Annotated in this window: 17 protein-coding genes; 4 read left to right on the plus strand and 13 right to left on the minus strand. The window is 66.5% G+C overall.

The window, feature by feature from the left end; all coding sequences use genetic code 11:
- Nucleotides 1-73: 73 nt before the first annotated feature.
- Complete coding sequence (locus PHI64_RS03265; RefSeq protein WP_299878514.1) at nucleotides 74-568, minus strand: hypothetical protein; 495 nt, start codon at nucleotides 566-568, stop codon at nucleotides 74-76.
- Nucleotides 568-1,665: a tRNA (uridine(54)-C5)-methyltransferase TrmA gene (trmA, locus tag PHI64_RS03270; RefSeq protein WP_299878517.1), complete on the minus strand. Its 1,098-nt coding sequence runs from the start codon at nucleotides 1,663-1,665 to the stop codon at nucleotides 568-570. Before trmA ends, PHI64_RS03265 begins: the two co-directional genes overlap by 1 nt.
- 210 nt (nucleotides 1,666-1,875) lie before the next feature.
- Between trmA and PHI64_RS03275 the strand changes: the two genes are divergently transcribed.
- Nucleotides 1,876-2,679 (plus strand): alpha/beta hydrolase, encoded by an 804-nt coding sequence (locus PHI64_RS03275; protein ID WP_299878520.1) that lies wholly within the window; start codon nucleotides 1,876-1,878, stop codon nucleotides 2,677-2,679.
- Nucleotides 2,680-2,797: 118 nt separating this feature from the next.
- On the opposite strand, the gene PHI64_RS03280 is transcribed toward PHI64_RS03275, so the two are convergent.
- The 3 genes from PHI64_RS03280 to PHI64_RS03290 all read right to left on the minus strand — a co-directional run bounded on the left by PHI64_RS03280 (nucleotide 2,798) and on the right by PHI64_RS03290 (nucleotide 4,212).
- Nucleotides 2,798-3,163, minus strand: coding sequence for a cupin domain-containing protein (locus tag PHI64_RS03280; protein WP_299878524.1), 366 nt, complete (start codon nucleotides 3,161-3,163; stop codon nucleotides 2,798-2,800).
- Between the two features lie 63 nt (nucleotides 3,164-3,226).
- Nucleotides 3,227-3,793 carry a hypothetical protein gene (locus PHI64_RS03285; RefSeq protein ID WP_299878527.1) on the minus strand — a complete coding sequence of 189 codons (567 nt, stop codon included), beginning with the start codon at nucleotides 3,791-3,793 and terminating at the stop codon, nucleotides 3,227-3,229.
- Nucleotides 3,794-3,879: 86 nt separating this feature from the next.
- On the minus strand, nucleotides 3,880-4,212 hold the full coding sequence (locus PHI64_RS03290; protein WP_299878530.1) for a zinc ribbon domain-containing protein YjdM: 333 nt from the start codon (nucleotides 4,210-4,212) through the stop codon (nucleotides 3,880-3,882).
- A gap of 127 nt (nucleotides 4,213-4,339) precedes the next feature.
- Here PHI64_RS03290 and PHI64_RS03295 point away from each other — a divergent pair, with 127 nt between their 5' ends.
- Entirely contained in the window at nucleotides 4,340-4,711 is a 372-nt protein-coding gene (locus PHI64_RS03295) for a hypothetical protein (protein ID WP_299878532.1), read from the plus strand.
- 135 nt (nucleotides 4,712-4,846) lie between these two features.
- Complete coding sequence (locus PHI64_RS03300; protein ID WP_299878535.1) at nucleotides 4,847-6,787, plus strand: ATP-binding cassette domain-containing protein; 1,941 nt, start codon at nucleotides 4,847-4,849, stop codon at nucleotides 6,785-6,787.
- Nucleotides 6,788-6,876: 89 nt separating this feature from the next.
- Here the strand turns inward: PHI64_RS03300 and PHI64_RS03305 are convergent, their stop codons facing one another.
- The 6 genes from PHI64_RS03305 to PHI64_RS03330 all read right to left on the minus strand — a co-directional run bounded on the left by PHI64_RS03305 (nucleotide 6,877) and on the right by PHI64_RS03330 (nucleotide 11,024).
- Nucleotides 6,877-7,362, minus strand: a complete 486-nt coding sequence (locus PHI64_RS03305; RefSeq protein WP_299878538.1) for an AsnC family transcriptional regulator — start codon at nucleotides 7,360-7,362, stop codon at nucleotides 6,877-6,879.
- Nucleotides 7,359-7,802, minus strand: coding sequence for an AsnC family transcriptional regulator (locus PHI64_RS03310; protein WP_366945126.1), 444 nt, complete (start codon nucleotides 7,800-7,802; stop codon nucleotides 7,359-7,361). Before PHI64_RS03310 ends, PHI64_RS03305 begins: the two co-directional genes overlap by 4 nt.
- A gap of 65 nt (nucleotides 7,803-7,867) precedes the next feature.
- Nucleotides 7,868-8,902, minus strand: a complete 1,035-nt coding sequence (locus PHI64_RS03315) for an Lrp/AsnC family transcriptional regulator (protein ID WP_299878544.1) — start codon at nucleotides 8,900-8,902, stop codon at nucleotides 7,868-7,870.
- A gap of 10 nt (nucleotides 8,903-8,912) precedes the next feature.
- Nucleotides 8,913-10,082: a cytochrome D1 domain-containing protein gene (locus PHI64_RS03320; RefSeq protein ID WP_299878547.1), complete on the minus strand. Its 1,170-nt coding sequence runs from the start codon at nucleotides 10,080-10,082 to the stop codon at nucleotides 8,913-8,915.
- 2 nt (nucleotides 10,083-10,084) lie between these two features.
- The gene (locus PHI64_RS03325) at nucleotides 10,085-10,426 is read right to left on the minus strand and encodes a cytochrome c (protein ID WP_299878550.1); all 342 of its coding nucleotides are present in this window, start codon (nucleotides 10,424-10,426) and stop codon (nucleotides 10,085-10,087) included.
- A gap of 163 nt (nucleotides 10,427-10,589) precedes the next feature.
- Nucleotides 10,590-11,024, minus strand: coding sequence for a MarR family transcriptional regulator (locus PHI64_RS03330; protein ID WP_299878553.1), 435 nt, complete (start codon nucleotides 11,022-11,024; stop codon nucleotides 10,590-10,592).
- A gap of 83 nt (nucleotides 11,025-11,107) precedes the next feature.
- On the opposite strand from PHI64_RS03330, the gene PHI64_RS03335 reads away from it, so the two are divergent.
- Nucleotides 11,108-12,277 carry a PLP-dependent aminotransferase family protein gene (locus PHI64_RS03335; protein ID WP_299878556.1) on the plus strand — a complete coding sequence of 390 codons (1,170 nt, stop codon included), beginning with the start codon at nucleotides 11,108-11,110 and terminating at the stop codon, nucleotides 12,275-12,277.
- 22 nt (nucleotides 12,278-12,299) lie between these two features.
- On the opposite strand, the gene PHI64_RS03340 is transcribed toward PHI64_RS03335, so the two are convergent.
- Both PHI64_RS03340 and PHI64_RS03345 read right to left on the minus strand, forming a co-directional pair.
- Complete coding sequence (locus PHI64_RS03340; protein WP_299878560.1) at nucleotides 12,300-12,737, minus strand: hypothetical protein; 438 nt, start codon at nucleotides 12,735-12,737, stop codon at nucleotides 12,300-12,302.
- Complete coding sequence (locus PHI64_RS03345) at nucleotides 12,734-13,789, minus strand: hypothetical protein (protein ID WP_299878563.1); 1,056 nt, start codon at nucleotides 13,787-13,789, stop codon at nucleotides 12,734-12,736. Before PHI64_RS03345 ends, PHI64_RS03340 begins: the two co-directional genes overlap by 4 nt.
- Nucleotides 13,790-13,855: the final 66 nt, after the last annotated feature.

A 13,855-nucleotide genomic window follows, 5' to 3' on the forward strand; every position in this document is an offset into this window, starting at 1 on the left:
GGGCGTGCCTCCTGCGGCCTCCCGAAAAGGGCTGGCATGCGGTCAACCTTATCCTGTCTGGGTGCGCTGCGGTCTACTCTGCCCCGCCAAAACCCCTTTCGACCCATCCGGCGGCACTGCGGCGATCAAGCTTGAAGCCGGCGCTGACGCGCACCTCGGCAAGCAGTTCATCGAAGGCATCCCGAGCCGAGAGCACGGCATAGGGCTCATAGTCGTCGGGAACGATATCGAGCAGGACGTTTACCGGACCATTGTCGGTGCTGACGGTAATGCGCTTGTGGAGCAGGGCGTGGAGGTGCTGTTCATGCCGGCGCAGCACTTCGGAGGCGGTCTTCACCAGGGTCTGGAAGGCGCCGGCATCAAGGGGCTTGGGGTTCTTCTTGTCCCGCCCCATGGTCCACGGCCCGACCAGCGCGGGTTCGGATTCGCCGTCCTTGAGCATCTCCACCGCCCAACCGTCGTCGTCCTGGTTCTTGATGACGCGAGCAGTCCAGCCGTTATCGCACCACAACCGGTCTTCCTTGATGACCACCGGGGTGCTGTCGTTGTCGAGGCTGTCCATGGACATCACGCGGCCTGCCGGCGACTCAGCAACAGGCCGCATTCCAGGTGATGCGTGTAGGGAAACTGGTCGAACACGGCGGCGGCGCGGATCTCATGGGTGTCGTGCAGGGCTGCCTCGTTGTCGCGCAAGGTGGAAGGGTTGCAGGAGATGTACAGGATGTGCGGAAAGCGCCGGGCCATCTCGACGGGGGCGTCGTCCAGACCCATCCGCGGCGGGTCCACAAAGAGGGTGGAGAAACCGTAGCCGGCCAGATCCACACCTTGCATGCGCCGGTACTCACGGCCACCGGAGAGGGCGTCGCTGATCTCGTCGCTGGACATGCGCACCATGGTCACGTTGCTGACGCCGTTGGCTTGCAGATTGTAGGCAGCCGCTTTTACCGACGACTTGCTGACCTCGGTCGCCAGCACCCGCCCGAACTGGGGCGCCAGGGCGATGGTGAAGTTGCCATTGCCGCAGTACAGCTCCAGCAAGTCGCCCCCCACATCGGCCACTTGATGACAAGCCCAGCCGAGCATCTGTCTGTTCACACCACCATTGGGCTGGGTGAAGCTGCCCTCGATCTGCTGATAGCGCAGGGGGCGACCATCGAGTTCAAACTCCTCCAGCAGCCAGTCCTGGCCGATGACCACCTTCTGCTTGCGGCTGCGCCCGATAAGTTGGATATCCATGGCGACAGCCAGCTCACGAGCGGCGGCTTCCCAATCCGCATCGAGAGGGCGGTGATAGACCAGGGTGATCATCAGTCGACCGCTCAATGTGCTCAGAAAGTCCACTTGAAATATCTTGCGCTTGAGGGCCGGGCTGGCCATCAGGCGCTCGCGCAGCAAGGGCATGGCCCGGGCAATGGGCGCAGCGACGGCGGGAAAGTCCTGAATGATCACCGGCCGCTTGGGATCGGCGCTGTCGAACATCGCGTAGTCCACCCGCTCGCCCTCGTGCCACATGCGAAATTCCGCGCGCAAACGATAGTGCAGGAGCGCAGATTGATGGACCAGGGGTTCGGGCACGGCAAAGGCGGCAAAGTCCTGCTTGAACTTGTCCACCTTGGCGGAGAGCTGGCTGGGGTAGTCGGCAGGATCGATACGGGGCAGGGACATGGGGTGGTACGGTGAATGTTCGATGCGGGGCTGGCGCTCAAGGCCGCCAGCGGAGGGCCGAATATACGCCTGTCGGCCGCGCCGGGGGAGGCTGCGTCAGCCCTATAGCCCTGTTGTCATCGTGGCGTGCCAGAATCGGCCGTCAACCGGCCCGGAACCACCGGGCCCGCACACCGCTCGAAAACACTCTCACCTTGCCCCCCATCCTTCATGCCGCATCGCAAACTCAAGATCCACGCCCATCCTGCCTCCAAGCCCTCCGGCAAACCGCCCCTGCTGTTCGTCCATGGGGCCTACACCAACGCCCTGGGCTGGCAGCTCAATTTCATTCCTTACCTCAACGCCCGGGGCTATGACTGTTTCGCCCTCGACCTCTCCGGTCACGGGGAGAGCGAGGGACGGGATCAGCTCGACTACTTCGGACTGGCCGACTACGCCGACGATGTGGCCCAGGCGGTCGCCACCCTTCCGGCCGAGCCAGTGCTCATCGGCCACTCCATGGGCACCCTGGTAGTCCAGCTCTACCTGGCCAGGGCCAGTGCCGCCGGGGTGGCACTGCTGGCGCCGGTGCCGCCCACCGGAACCGGCGGATCAGCCAGCCGCCTGGCACTGCTGCAGCCGGATTTTTTCAGCGAACTGCCCAAGGTGATCGCCGGGCGCCCCGACCAGCACACCCTGCGGGTGATGGCCGAGGTGTATTTCTCGCCGGACATGCCCCACCAGGATGTTCTCCAGTTCATGCCGATGATCCAGGCCGAGTCTGAGCATGCGGTAGCCGAAATGGTCGCCTTGCCCTTCATGGCCGTCAAACACCGCCCGGACATCCCGGCCCTGGTGATGGGCGGCGGCGAGGATGCGGTATTTCCCGCTTCGATGCTGTTCTTTACAGCCCTGCCCTGGAAGGCCCGCCAGGTGGTGATTCCGCGGGCGGGGCACATGCTGATGCTCGACCCCCAGTGGCAGGACGCCGCCGCTGCGCTGGCAGACTGGCTGGACACCCTGCCGAAGGCATGAGGGCCTCCCTGTGGGGCCGAGTTCATTCGACCGCGGACGGTGGTGAGCGGCATGCCGATGATCAACGTGCCGAGGTCGGATGAATTCAACCCCACACGAGTACCACCGCGGGCACCCCCTACTGGCCCTGCCTGTCGAGCATCACATAACGCTTGGTAACGTGCTCCAGCACTTCAAAGGTACCGACGAAGCCGGCCGGGATGATGCCGGCATCACCGGGCCCGAATTCGCGAGCCTCGCCGGTAGAGTCGATGATGCGCAGGCGGCCGCTGATGACCTGGAAAAATTCATGACGGCCCGGATGAAAGGCGATGCGCCAGGCACCGGGCTCGCAAGTCCAGTCGCCCATGGAGAGGGCGCCGTCATCGGCGTAATAGCGTTCGGCGGTCAGCCGCCGGGGCGGCGTGCCGACGGACCGCTCCGGAGCAGGACGGTCTTCGACGGGAGCGGGGGCAGGATCGGAAAAATGGATGAGGGCAGACATGAAAGACACCGGGAGGGATGATCAGGCCCGGAGTTTACGTCAGGCACAAGGCCTGCCCGTCGTTCAGAACAGTTCGACGTCGTCGCCCTTGTCCTTCATCTCGGCCTTGTAGTTGCTGAGGGCTTCCTTGACCGGCATGCCCTGCATCACCGCATTGAACATCTCCACCTCTTCCCGGGTCGAGTACTTGGCGCGGATCTTCTCCTGCAGGGCCACCCATTCGAAAGGGTTGTAGAGCTTGCGCTGGTCGGTGACCAGGGTGGTCAGTGCCTCCAGGCTGTGGGACACGTGGGCCAGGCGCTGGCTGAGCTTGTCGTAGAACTGGAAGGCAATGATGGACTTCTGCACCCGCCCCGCCACCTCGCCGGCATGGCCGATCAGGGATTCCTTGAGCTGGGCGGTGGCCGGCGTGTCGGGCAACTGCTCCAGGGCGGAGCCCATCATGCGCATGTAACCGGCCATGGAGGTGAAGGAGTCGGTGAGCACTTCCACCGAGCTGCCGCCTTCCTTCATTGCCGCCTCAATCTGACCCACGGCAAGTTCGAGCATCAGCACGGTCTCGCGCACCTGGCTCCAGTCCAGGTCAGGCATATGGGCACTGGTACCGCGACGTTCGTCTGCTGCTGTCATGTCTGTCTCCCGGTTCAAACTAAGTTCCCGGGGTTTTCGGCACGGTACACAAAAGCTTTAGGGCAGGGCCCGCAGGCCCGCCCTGATCAGGCCTTCTTGACGAACTCCGATTTGAGCTGCATAGCGCCGAAACCATCAATCTTGCAATCGATGTCATGGTCACCGTCCACCAGGCGAATGTTCTTGACCTTGGTCCCCACCTTCACCACCGACGACGAACCCTTGACCTTCAGATCCTTGATCACGGTCACGCTGTCGCCATCCTGCAGCACGTTGCCGTTGGCGTCGCGCACCACCTTCTGCTCTTCGGCGGCAGCCACCTGGGGCCATTCGTGGGCACATTCGGGGCAGACGTAGTTGGCGCCGTCCTCGTAGGTGAATTCCGACTTGCACTGGGGGCACGGGGGCAGGCTGCTCATGGTCTTTCCTTGATGAGTGGAGGCCGGGGGGCCGGCTGAGGGCCGGAAGGATAACCCTTCCCGGGGCAGGGGGAAATCCCGGCGCTGTCCGTGTTAGGGTTGCCCCCGTCCCGACTGGAAACCCCCGATGAGTTCAACGCCCCCTCCCCCCGCCGACGGCCGCGGTACCCGCGCTGCCCTGATCTTTGCCCTCACCGCAGAACGCCTGTCCATCTGGTACGAGCACGGCCAGTGGCCCACCGAGGCCCAGGGGGCCACCCTGGTGGCCGACTGGCTCAGCCGCACCAAACGCAGCCTGCCCCTGGCCGAGCGCCGCCACCTCTCCGACCTGAGCGACCAGTTGGCCCGGCGCATTTCCGGCGCCCTGTCCCGGGAGGCCGGCCTGTACGCCGTTCACGAGATGATGGAAGCCCTCGACCCCAACTACGACTCCGACCTGGCCCGTTCCCTGATGGCCGAATGCGAGAGCCTGCTCGACGGCCCCGGCACCCCGGATTGACCCGTGCGGAGGGCGCCCAAAGCCCGTATCCTTCCGCCCATCCCGATTCGGTCGAGTTCCGCCACGCCCTCCCCGCGCGTCCTCCCCTATCCGCCCGCCGCACACTGCCGCAAACCCCTACCGGAGCTTCACCCCATGATCACCCTCAAGAGCGTCACCCTGCGCCGCAGCGCCAAGGTGCTGCTCGACAACGCCTCCGTCACCCTCAACCCCGGCGAGAAGGTCGGCCTGGTAGGGCGCAACGGCGCCGGCAAATCCACCCTCTTCGCCCTGCTCAACGGCACCCTCCACGAGGACGGCGGTGACTTCCACATCCCCGCCGCCTGGCGCATGGCCCAGGTGGCCCAGAACATGCCCGAAACCGAGCAGTCCGCCACCGACTTCGTCATCGAGGGCGACAGCGCCCTCGTCGCCGCCCAGCAGGAAGTACACGATGCCGAAGCCAGCGGTGACGGCGAGCGCATGGCCTACGCCTACATGGCCCTCCACGACGCCGGCGCCCATGACGCCCAGGCCCGCTCCCAGGCCCTGATCCTCGGCCTCGGCTTCAAGACCACCGAGCTGTGCAACCCGGTTAACAGCTTCTCCGGTGGCTGGCGCATGCGTCTGCAGCTGGCCCGGGCGCTGATGTGCCCGTCCGACCTGCTGCTCCTCGACGAACCCACCAACCACCTGGATCTCGACGCCCTGGTGTGGCTCGAAGCCTGGCTCAAGCGCTACACCGGCACCCTGGTGGTGATCAGCCACGACCGGGAGTTCCTCGACGCCATCACCAACGTCACCCTGCACATCGACGCCGGCAAGCTGACCCGCTACGGCGGCAACTACTCCACCTTCGAAGACACCCGGGCGATGCAGATGGAGCTGCAGCAGAACGCCTACGCCAAGCAGCAGGACAAGATCGCCCACCTGCAGAAGTTCATCGCCCGCTTCAAGGCCAAGGCCAGCAAGGCCAAGCAAGCCCAGAGCCGGGTCAAGGCCCTGGACCGCATGGACCGCCTGGCCCCGGTGCTGGCCAGCGCCGACTTCACCTTCGAGTTCAAGGAACCCCTCAACCTGCCCAACCCCATGCTGGCCATGGAAGACGCCTGCTTCGGCTACCCGCCGGCCGACGACGCCCCGGCCGGCACCCCGCCCACGGTGATCGTGCGCGGCGTGAACAAATCGGTGATGGCCGGCCAGCGCATCGGCATCCTCGGCGCCAACGGCCAGGGCAAGTCCACGCTGGTAAAGACGGTGGCCCGCGACCTGGCCCCCACCGCCGGCATCGTCACCGAAGGCAAGGGCCTGCGCATCGGCTACTTCGCCCAGCAGGAGCTCGACGTGCTGCGCCCCCAGGACAACCCCCTCGAACACATGGTTCGCATGGCCCGCGAAGGCCTGCCCCCCGGCCAAAGTGGGCGCGAGCAGGATCTGCGCACCTTCCTGGGCACCTTCAATTTCAGCGGCGACATGGTCAAGCAGGCCGTCGGCACCATGAGCGGCGGCGAAAAGGCCCGGCTGGTGCTGTGCATGCTGGTGTGGCAGCGCCCCAACCTGCTGCTGATGGATGAGCCGACCAACCACCTGGATCTGGCCACCCGCGAAGCCCTGGCCATGGCCCTCAACGAGTTCGAAGGCACGGTGATGCTGGTCTCCCACGACCGGGCCCTGCTGCGTTCGGTGTGTGACGAGTTCTGGCTGGTGTCCCGCGGCGGTGTCGAGCCCTTCGACGGCGATCTGGACGACTACCAGCGCTACCTGCTGGAAGAAGCCCGCCGCGCCCGGGAAGACCTCAAGGCCGCCCTCAAGAGCCCCAAACCCGCCGCCACCCCGGCACCGGCCCCCGCCCCTGCCGCCCCGCGCATCAACCCGGAAAAGCTCAAGGGCCTCAAGCGCGACCTGGGCAAGCTGGAGCAGACCATCCTCGATGTGCAGGCCCGCAAGCACGCCCTCGAAGCCCAGCTCTCCGCCAATCCCGCCGCCGACAAGATCGCCGAACTGGGGCGCGAACTGGCCCAGGTGGACGCCAGCCTCAACACCCACGAAGAGCAGTGGCTGCTGCTGTCGGAGGAGATCGAAGCGGCGGGGGGTTGAGGGTAGGGAGCAAACGCCCTGGCCACGAGGCGCCGCGCCTCATGGCTTCGGGCACCCCCAGGGGAGGCATGCATGGCGGGTGCGGCTTCCTAGCCGATCCGCAGCCCCGTCTTCTTCAGAATCGCCGTCGAGAACAGCACGTCCCGCCCCCGGCAGGCGCTGCCGAGCAGGGTGGCGATTTCTTCGACCTGGGCCAGCACGCTTTCCCTGTCCTTGCCGTGAACCATGGCGAAGAGGTTGTAAGGCCAATCCGGCAGGGCCCGCGGGCGTTCGTAGCAGTGGGTCACGCCGGGCAGGCGGCCGACGGCTTCGCCCAGCTCGACGATGCGCTCGTCCGGTACGTCCCACACCGACATGCCGTTGGCGGTGTAGCCCAGGGCGTAGTGGTTAGGCACCGCGCCGATGCGGCGGATTCTGCCGTTGTCGAGCATGTCGGCGAGGCGGGCACGGACTTCGCCGGGGCTGATGCCAAGCTGTGCGGCAAGCACATCGTAGGGCCGCGGCACCAGGGGCAGGCCGGCCTGGGTGGCCAGCACCAGGCGGCGGTCCAGGTCGTCGGGAGGGCGTGTCGTCATGCCTGCAACCTCATGTCCACAAAGAACTCCCGGCGCTTGGGAAAGGCGAACACCGGCAGGCCGGTGGCGCTTTCGATGCGCCGGATCACGTCATCAATGCCTTGAGGCGTTTCGGTAGCAAGCACGAACCACATATTGAGGCGGTGTGTGCGGCGGTAGTTGTGGGCCACTTCAGGGAAGGCGTTGACCAAAGCTGTCACCACCTCGAAGCGCTCTTCGGGCACGGCCAGGGCGGCCAGCACGAAGCGGCCGCCAAGGCGCTCGATCTGGAACATGGGCCCGAAGCGCGTCAGCACCCCGGTGTCGAGCAAGCGCTGCAGGCGGTCGAGCAGCGTGGCCTCGTCAATGCCCAAGCCTTCGGCGACGTCCTGATAGGGCGTGTCGGAGAGCGGAAATCCCCCCTGCAGGGCGTTGATGATGCGCCGGTCGAGGGCGTCCAGCCCGGAGCCCTGCCCTGGCAGCCGGGCAGCGCGCGCCAGATCAGCTTCGCCATGACGGACGGTGCTCATGCTGCCCGCTCCAGCGGGGCACGGTAGCGGGCGCCGCACTGCTTGTAGCAATCGGTGGAGAACAGCACCGCGGCGGGATAGGCTGTCAGCCCCACCCGGGCAGCGAGGCCGGCACGGCGGGCGTTCACCTCGGCCCGCCCCTGGCCGTGGATCATGCAGAACAGGTTGTAGGGCCAGTCGGAGCTGGTGCGGCGGCGGTAGCACAGGCTCACACCGTCCTCGGCAGCGAGGGCATGACCAAAGGCACTGACCTGAGCCTCGGGCACCTGCCAGACGCACATGGCGTTGGCCCGCCAGCCCAGTTCCCGGTGGCGCACCACCACACCGAAACGGCGCAAGGTGCCGTCATCCAGCCAGCGCGACAGGGTGCTCAGCACCCGGCCCTCTCCCAACCCCGCCGCATCACCCAAAGCCTGGAAGGGACGCACCGTCCACGGCAGCCCGTCCTGGAGCAGGTCGATGAGCTGCCATTCGCTGCGGGTCAGAGCCTGACGCGGCACCGGGCGAACGGCATGGCGGGTGCGCCGGCCACTGGCCAGATCGAAGCCCAGGTCGATGTGGTATTCCTCGACCAGAGGCAGAGCGATGGCCGGGCAGCCGGTGGCGGCACCGACGTGCTCCAGCAGGCGCGCCAGCGCTGCCTCGTCGGGAGCGCTGGCGACAAACCACAGGTTGTAGCGGTGCTCGCGCCGGTAGTTGTGATTGACCCCCGGAAAGGCACTCACTTGCATCGCCACCCGGGGCAGCTCGGCCTCGGGCACGGCCATGGCGGCGAGGGTGCTGGCGCCAATGCGGTTGGGGGCGAACACCGGGCCGACCCGGCTGATCTTGCCCTCATCGTGCAAGCTGCGCAGCCGGGCCATCACGTGAACCTCGCTGCAGCCGAGCTGACCGGCCAGCACGCCCCAGGGCTCGCTCACCAGCGGAAAGCCCCGTTGAAAATCATTGAGCAGACGAAAATCGAGGGCATCGGCGGCCAGCAACGGGCCCCCGGCCGGGGCAAGCTCGGTCGCCTGCGGACTTTGATCCATGATCTGCATGTCAGAACCCGATGCGCTGGCCGCGCGCGGTAAAGAAAATGCCGGACGGCGCGTCCGCCGGGAGCTCACGGCGCACGGAAAACGTGCTGGTGTCCACCACCGTGACCCTATTGCTGTCCCGGGCGGAGAGCCACACTTCCTCGCCCCGGGGTGTGAATTCCATGTGCAGCACGGCCTTGCCGGGGCTGAAGGTGTGCACCACACGCTTTTGCACGGTGTCGATCACCTGCACCCATTCGTTGTCGGGAAAGGCAAAGTTGACCCACACCTGACGCCCATCCGGGCGAGCCATCACAAACACCGGCTGCCCCTTTACCGGCACCCGGGCCACCTCGTGCCAGCTGCGGGCGTCGGCCACCAACACCTCGTGGCGCCCGATGGCGGGCAGCCAGGCCTGGCCGGCGGCCATGGACCAGCCGCGCAGATGGGGCATCTTGAAGACCGGCAGCTTCTCTTCGCCGCGGCCATAACCGGCAAGCACCTTGCGGGCGCCTGCCTCGGGCTGCCACAGGTCGAGCAGGGAGATGCCGTCCTCGCCAAACAAGCCCGCCAGGAACCAGCGCCCATCCGGTGTCACCAGCCCGTCGTAGGGCTGCTTGCCAGCCGGATAGCGGGCGGTGACGGGTTTGCGCGGGTCGGTGAAGTCGGTAATGCGGATCTCGTTGGCGTCGAACAGGGCGTACACAAAACGCTGGCCGGGGATGTCTGCCAGCCCGACCACCCGGGAGAACTTGCCCGGGGCGTACTCGGCGGGCACGTCGGCGAGGAGTTCGAGGGTATCGGCATCGAAGGCCTTGATGCCGCCGGGCTCGTAGTTCTGGGCCACGATCAGGCGGCCGTCCTGAGAGATGGACCCACCAATGGAATTGCCGGCCTGAATGATGCGCCGGTCGATGCGTCGGGTCAGCAGATCGACCTTGGTGAGCCCGCCGTCACGACCGAAGACATAGGCGTAGCGCCCGTCGCGGGAGAAGGTGACGTGGGCATGGGACAAATCGCCCAGGCCTTCGACGCTACCGAGGGCGGAGTTCTGGCTGTGTTCCACCACCTGCACGCGGCCGGCAGCGCGCTCGATGACCACGCCGAGGTCGCCGGTGCCGCGCAGGGGCGGCGTGGCAGCGCAGGCCGACAGACCCAGGGCAAGGGAAACTGCGATCAGGAGGGTACGCATGATCAGGGGAGGGCCGGAAAGCCCTGCTTGAGCTGGGAGACGATCCAGCCCGCCTCGGCTTCGTTCATGAAACGCAGCCAACCAGGCATGGCGGTGCCGGGGCGGCCATGGAGGATGGTGGCGACCAGGGACTCATCCGGCCAATCGGCCAGCTTCTCGGGCAGCAGGGAGGGGCCCAGGCCACCGGCCAGACGCATGCCGTGGCAGGAGCCACAGTCCTGGCGGACCAGGTGGATCAGGTCTTTCTGGCGGGCCGGATCGGGCTCTGCAGCCGGAGCGGAGGTGACCGCCAGCGCGGTCAGGCCCAGCAGAACGGTCACGTGAATCAACAGGGATCGGTCCATCACAGGCTCCTTGGGGATACGGCGCCACAGTAGGACGTCGTACTCCGGAGAGCATTGATGGGTATCAAGAAGGCCCGACCGTAGCGATACCTTGCCACGGGTGACGGGAGGAGTCGTGGGGTCGAGTTCATGCGCCCCCACAAGAACGTCGCGAACCTTTGCCTTACCCGGGGGCGCAGAGCTTCCCCATGAGCGCCCGCCAGGCCTGCTCGGCGCCCGGGCCGGCGGCGGTGAACACCTGCTCCAGCAGGGCCATCTGGGTGCCGGACAGTTCGGCTTCGAGGGCGGCACCAGCGTCGGTAAGGCTGAGGTGACGGCTGCGCTTGTCCTGGGTGCCGGCACGGGAATTCACCAGTCCGGCTTCGACCAGCTGGCGCAAGGGGGCGTTGAGGGCCTGCTTGCTGACTCCCAGCACCCCCAGCAGGGCGGTCACCGTGGTGCCCGGGCTGCGCGCCACGAAATACAGGACCCGGTGATGCACCCGGCCCAGACCACGGGCTTCCAGGATGCGGTCGGGGGGCGCAGTAAAGGCGCGATAGGCATGGAACAGGAGCTCGATGGCCTGGCGCAGCTCCGCCTGACGATTTAGGTCAATCATATTGACTTTATTTGCAATGAAGAGCAGGATTTATAGGTCAATATTATTGACTTACATCCCTTCACGCAATCAGGAGACCCCTCATGTCCGCAGGCCTCAGCCCCCACCACGCCCTCTCCCTCTCTGCCCGGGTCAGCGATCTGCACCCGTCGCCGATCCGGGAGATCCTGGCGGTAGTGGAACGGCCCGGCATGATCTCCTTTGCCGGCGGGCTTCCGGCCGCCGAGACCTTTCCGACGCTGGGTCTGGAGGCGCCCGACAGCGCCCTGCAGTACGGTGCCAGCGAGGGCGACACGGCTCTGCGCACACGCATCGCCGAGGAACTCGCAGCCCTGGGCATGGACAGTGCGCCAGAGCGGGTGATGGTGCTGTCCGGCTCCCAGCAGGGCATCGATCTGGTGGGCAAGCTGTTCATCGATGCAGGCACGCCGGTGGCAGTGGAATCACCCACCTATCTGGCCGCCCTGCAAGTGTTCCGCTTCTTTGGTGCGCGCTTTTTGCCCTTCACCCCCGAGACTCTGCCCGGACAGGGCTTCGGCCCCACCCGGCCGGCCTTCGCCTACGCCATTCCCACCTTCCAGAACCCCACCGGGCGCTGCTACACCGCCGCCGAGCGGGACACCCTGGCCGAAGCCTGCGACGGCGCCGGTGTGCCCCTGTTCGAGGACGACCCCTATCGCGACCTGGTGTACGACACCTGCGCCCGCCGCCCGGTGGTGGCGGGCATGAAGCGCAGCCCGTGGATCTACCAGGGCTCTTTCTCCAAGAGCCTGGCGCCAGGGCTGCGCCTGGGCTTCCTGAGCGCCTCGGCGGAGCTCTTTCCCTACCTGGTGCGGCTCAAGCAGGCGGCCGACCTGCACAGCAACCGTCTCAGCCAGTGGCTGGTGCTGCAGCAGCTTGAGTCGGCCGAACGGCCGGCACGCATGGCTCGGCTGGTGGACTTCTACCGCCACAAGCGGGATCTGTTTGCAGCCGCGCTGCAGCGTCACTTCGGTGCGCTGGCCAGCTGGGAGACGCCGGCCGGCGGGCTGTTCTTCTGGGTCCGACTGCACAAGCCCACCGACACCCGGACCCTGCTGTCAGAAGCCATCGCGGCGGGGGTGGCCTTCATGCCCGGAGAGGCCTTCTACCCGGACGACCCGGCCGCCAGCGGCACCCTGCGACTCAACTTCAGCCACGCCAGCGAGGCCGACATCGATCGGGGCCTGGCCACCCTGGCCGAGCTCTGTGCCCGCCGCATGGCCATGGGCTGAGCTGCCGCTGCATCACGACTGACTAGGGGGGCGGCAGGTCAATGCCCCTGGCCCCCAGCCACGCCCGGTCAAGCGTCCACTGGACGCCCTTGATGCCGGGCTGGGCTTCGACAATGGCTCGTGCTTCGGACTGACGGGCGGCGAGGGTCTGCTGAGCCTCCACGAAGGCCGGGTTGTTGGCATTGCTCACATCGATGTCGGGGTAGAGCGCAGCGATCACACGGCGCGCCGGCACATCGAAGTTGCGCGGCGTGCCCATCACCGCCATGCCGTCCTCCTGAACGCGCAGTACCCGGAAGGGGTAGGGGTAGGCTTTCAGCGCGGGGCTGGCGGTAGCCTCAAGGACGGCATTGAGCGCCCGCGCCCGGGAATCTGGCCGTGTGATGGCCCAGTCGGCGACGAACACCAGGGCCACGGCCACCAGAATCCACTGCCAGGTCTTGATCTGCTTGAAGCTCATGGGCGGTCACGCTCGGATAAGGGAGAGGAAGCGGGGGTGGACTCGCGAAACCACACCCGCGCCGAGAAGGGATCGACGACAAGCACCCCACCAACAAAGAAGGATGCCCCCAGCTGGGCCGCCGGCTGCGGCCAGGTACCAATACCGCCGCACACCCGCGCCGCGGGCGGCGTGCGCTTGACGAACAGGGTCACCCCAGGCTCGCGGCGCACCACCCGGCCCGACGTTCCGACCAAGCCCAACGCGCTCCCCGGGGGCAGCTGCCAGGCATCCACCGTCTCAGTCACCCCGGGCTGGCAGGTAGTGAGCTGCAGGGCGATCTCCGGCCGCGGCTGGAGACGGACGCCAGCCTTCAGCAGGGCGTCAAAGAGCGCCACATTGATATTCACCGACAGAGGTTGGGCGCTGTCATCGTACCCGGTATCGAGCTGGGCCACCGCCTCTACCGGGCCGATACGCACCGGCACCGCCGGTACGTTGGGGCAGGCCGGGCTGCCTGCCCGGGGGCAGGTGAGCCGGTCTGGACCTTCGGCGTAATAGTCCCGGGTACTGAGGGCCGCAAAGCCCTCCTCACGCAGGGCTTCATCGGAACAGAAGCGCCCCCGCCCAGCCCTGTGGAGGCGCCCTTGCGGGTAATCCACGGTGTAGATGTGGGCGGCCAGGAAGTCGGTACCGATGATGCCCGCCTGGGGCACGCTGCCGCTCAGGCCGGATGCGCCCCCCGCCGGCAGACGCACCCGGCCCCAGCTGCCGAAGAAGTTGAAGTCGGCATAGGTATCGGTCAGCCCCGGCAATGGACGCGGCTTGAGCGGGCCGAAAAAGGCTTCGGGCACCACGGTACTGAAGGTGGCACCAAAATCCAGCACGAAATAGCCCTGTCGCCCGGCGAGGGTCACCAGGGCGTAGGGCATCTGGCTGGAGACCACCAGGGGCTGGGCCTCGCCGAAACACGATGGCAGTACATCGGCAGCGGTGGCTGCAACAGACCCCGTCAGCACAGCAAACCCAGCAAGCCCCTCCAGGCCACGCCGAAACGCCCGTTTGATCTTCATTTCATACCCGGATAAGATTTGAGGGCTTATTGTCACATTTTGTTTCTATACACCCTCAGCTCTCCC

Source organism: Zoogloea sp., from assembly GCF_028689785.1.
Taxonomy (GTDB): Bacteria; Pseudomonadota; Gammaproteobacteria; order Burkholderiales; family Rhodocyclaceae; genus Zoogloea.

Bases quoted from the DNA above. Each gene is read 5' to 3' on its own strand.
- PHI64_RS03265 (WP_299878514.1), bottom strand. From the start codon at position 568: ATGTCCATGGACAGCCTCGACAACGACAGCACCCCGGTGGTCATCAAG.
- trmA (WP_299878517.1), bottom strand. From the start codon at position 1,665: ATGTCCCTGCCCCGTATCGATCCTGCCGACTACCCCAGCCAGCTCTCC.
- PHI64_RS03275 (WP_299878520.1), top strand. From the start codon at position 1,876: ATGCCGCATCGCAAACTCAAGATCCACGCCCATCCTGCCTCCAAGCCC.
- PHI64_RS03280 (WP_299878524.1), bottom strand. From the start codon at position 3,163: ATGTCTGCCCTCATCCATTTTTCCGATCCTGCCCCCGCTCCCGTCGAA.
- PHI64_RS03285 (WP_299878527.1), bottom strand. From the start codon at position 3,793: ATGACAGCAGCAGACGAACGTCGCGGTACCAGTGCCCATATGCCTGAC.
- PHI64_RS03290 (WP_299878530.1), bottom strand. From the start codon at position 4,212: ATGAGCAGCCTGCCCCCGTGCCCCCAGTGCAAGTCGGAATTCACCTAC.
- PHI64_RS03295 (WP_299878532.1), top strand. From the start codon at position 4,340: ATGAGTTCAACGCCCCCTCCCCCCGCCGACGGCCGCGGTACCCGCGCT.
- PHI64_RS03300 (WP_299878535.1), top strand. From the start codon at position 4,847: ATGATCACCCTCAAGAGCGTCACCCTGCGCCGCAGCGCCAAGGTGCTG.
- PHI64_RS03305 (WP_299878538.1), bottom strand. From the start codon at position 7,362: ATGACGACACGCCCTCCCGACGACCTGGACCGCCGCCTGGTGCTGGCC.
- PHI64_RS03315 (WP_299878544.1), bottom strand. From the start codon at position 8,902: ATGGATCAAAGTCCGCAGGCGACCGAGCTTGCCCCGGCCGGGGGCCCG.
- PHI64_RS03320 (WP_299878547.1), bottom strand. From the start codon at position 10,082: ATGCGTACCCTCCTGATCGCAGTTTCCCTTGCCCTGGGTCTGTCGGCC.
- PHI64_RS03325 (WP_299878550.1), bottom strand. From the start codon at position 10,426: ATGGACCGATCCCTGTTGATTCACGTGACCGTTCTGCTGGGCCTGACC.
- PHI64_RS03330 (WP_299878553.1), bottom strand. From the start codon at position 11,024: ATGATTGACCTAAATCGTCAGGCGGAGCTGCGCCAGGCCATCGAGCTC.
- PHI64_RS03335 (WP_299878556.1), top strand. From the start codon at position 11,108: ATGTCCGCAGGCCTCAGCCCCCACCACGCCCTCTCCCTCTCTGCCCGG.
- PHI64_RS03340 (WP_299878560.1), bottom strand. From the start codon at position 12,737: ATGAGCTTCAAGCAGATCAAGACCTGGCAGTGGATTCTGGTGGCCGTG.
- PHI64_RS03345 (WP_299878563.1), bottom strand. From the start codon at position 13,789: ATGAAGATCAAACGGGCGTTTCGGCGTGGCCTGGAGGGGCTTGCTGGG.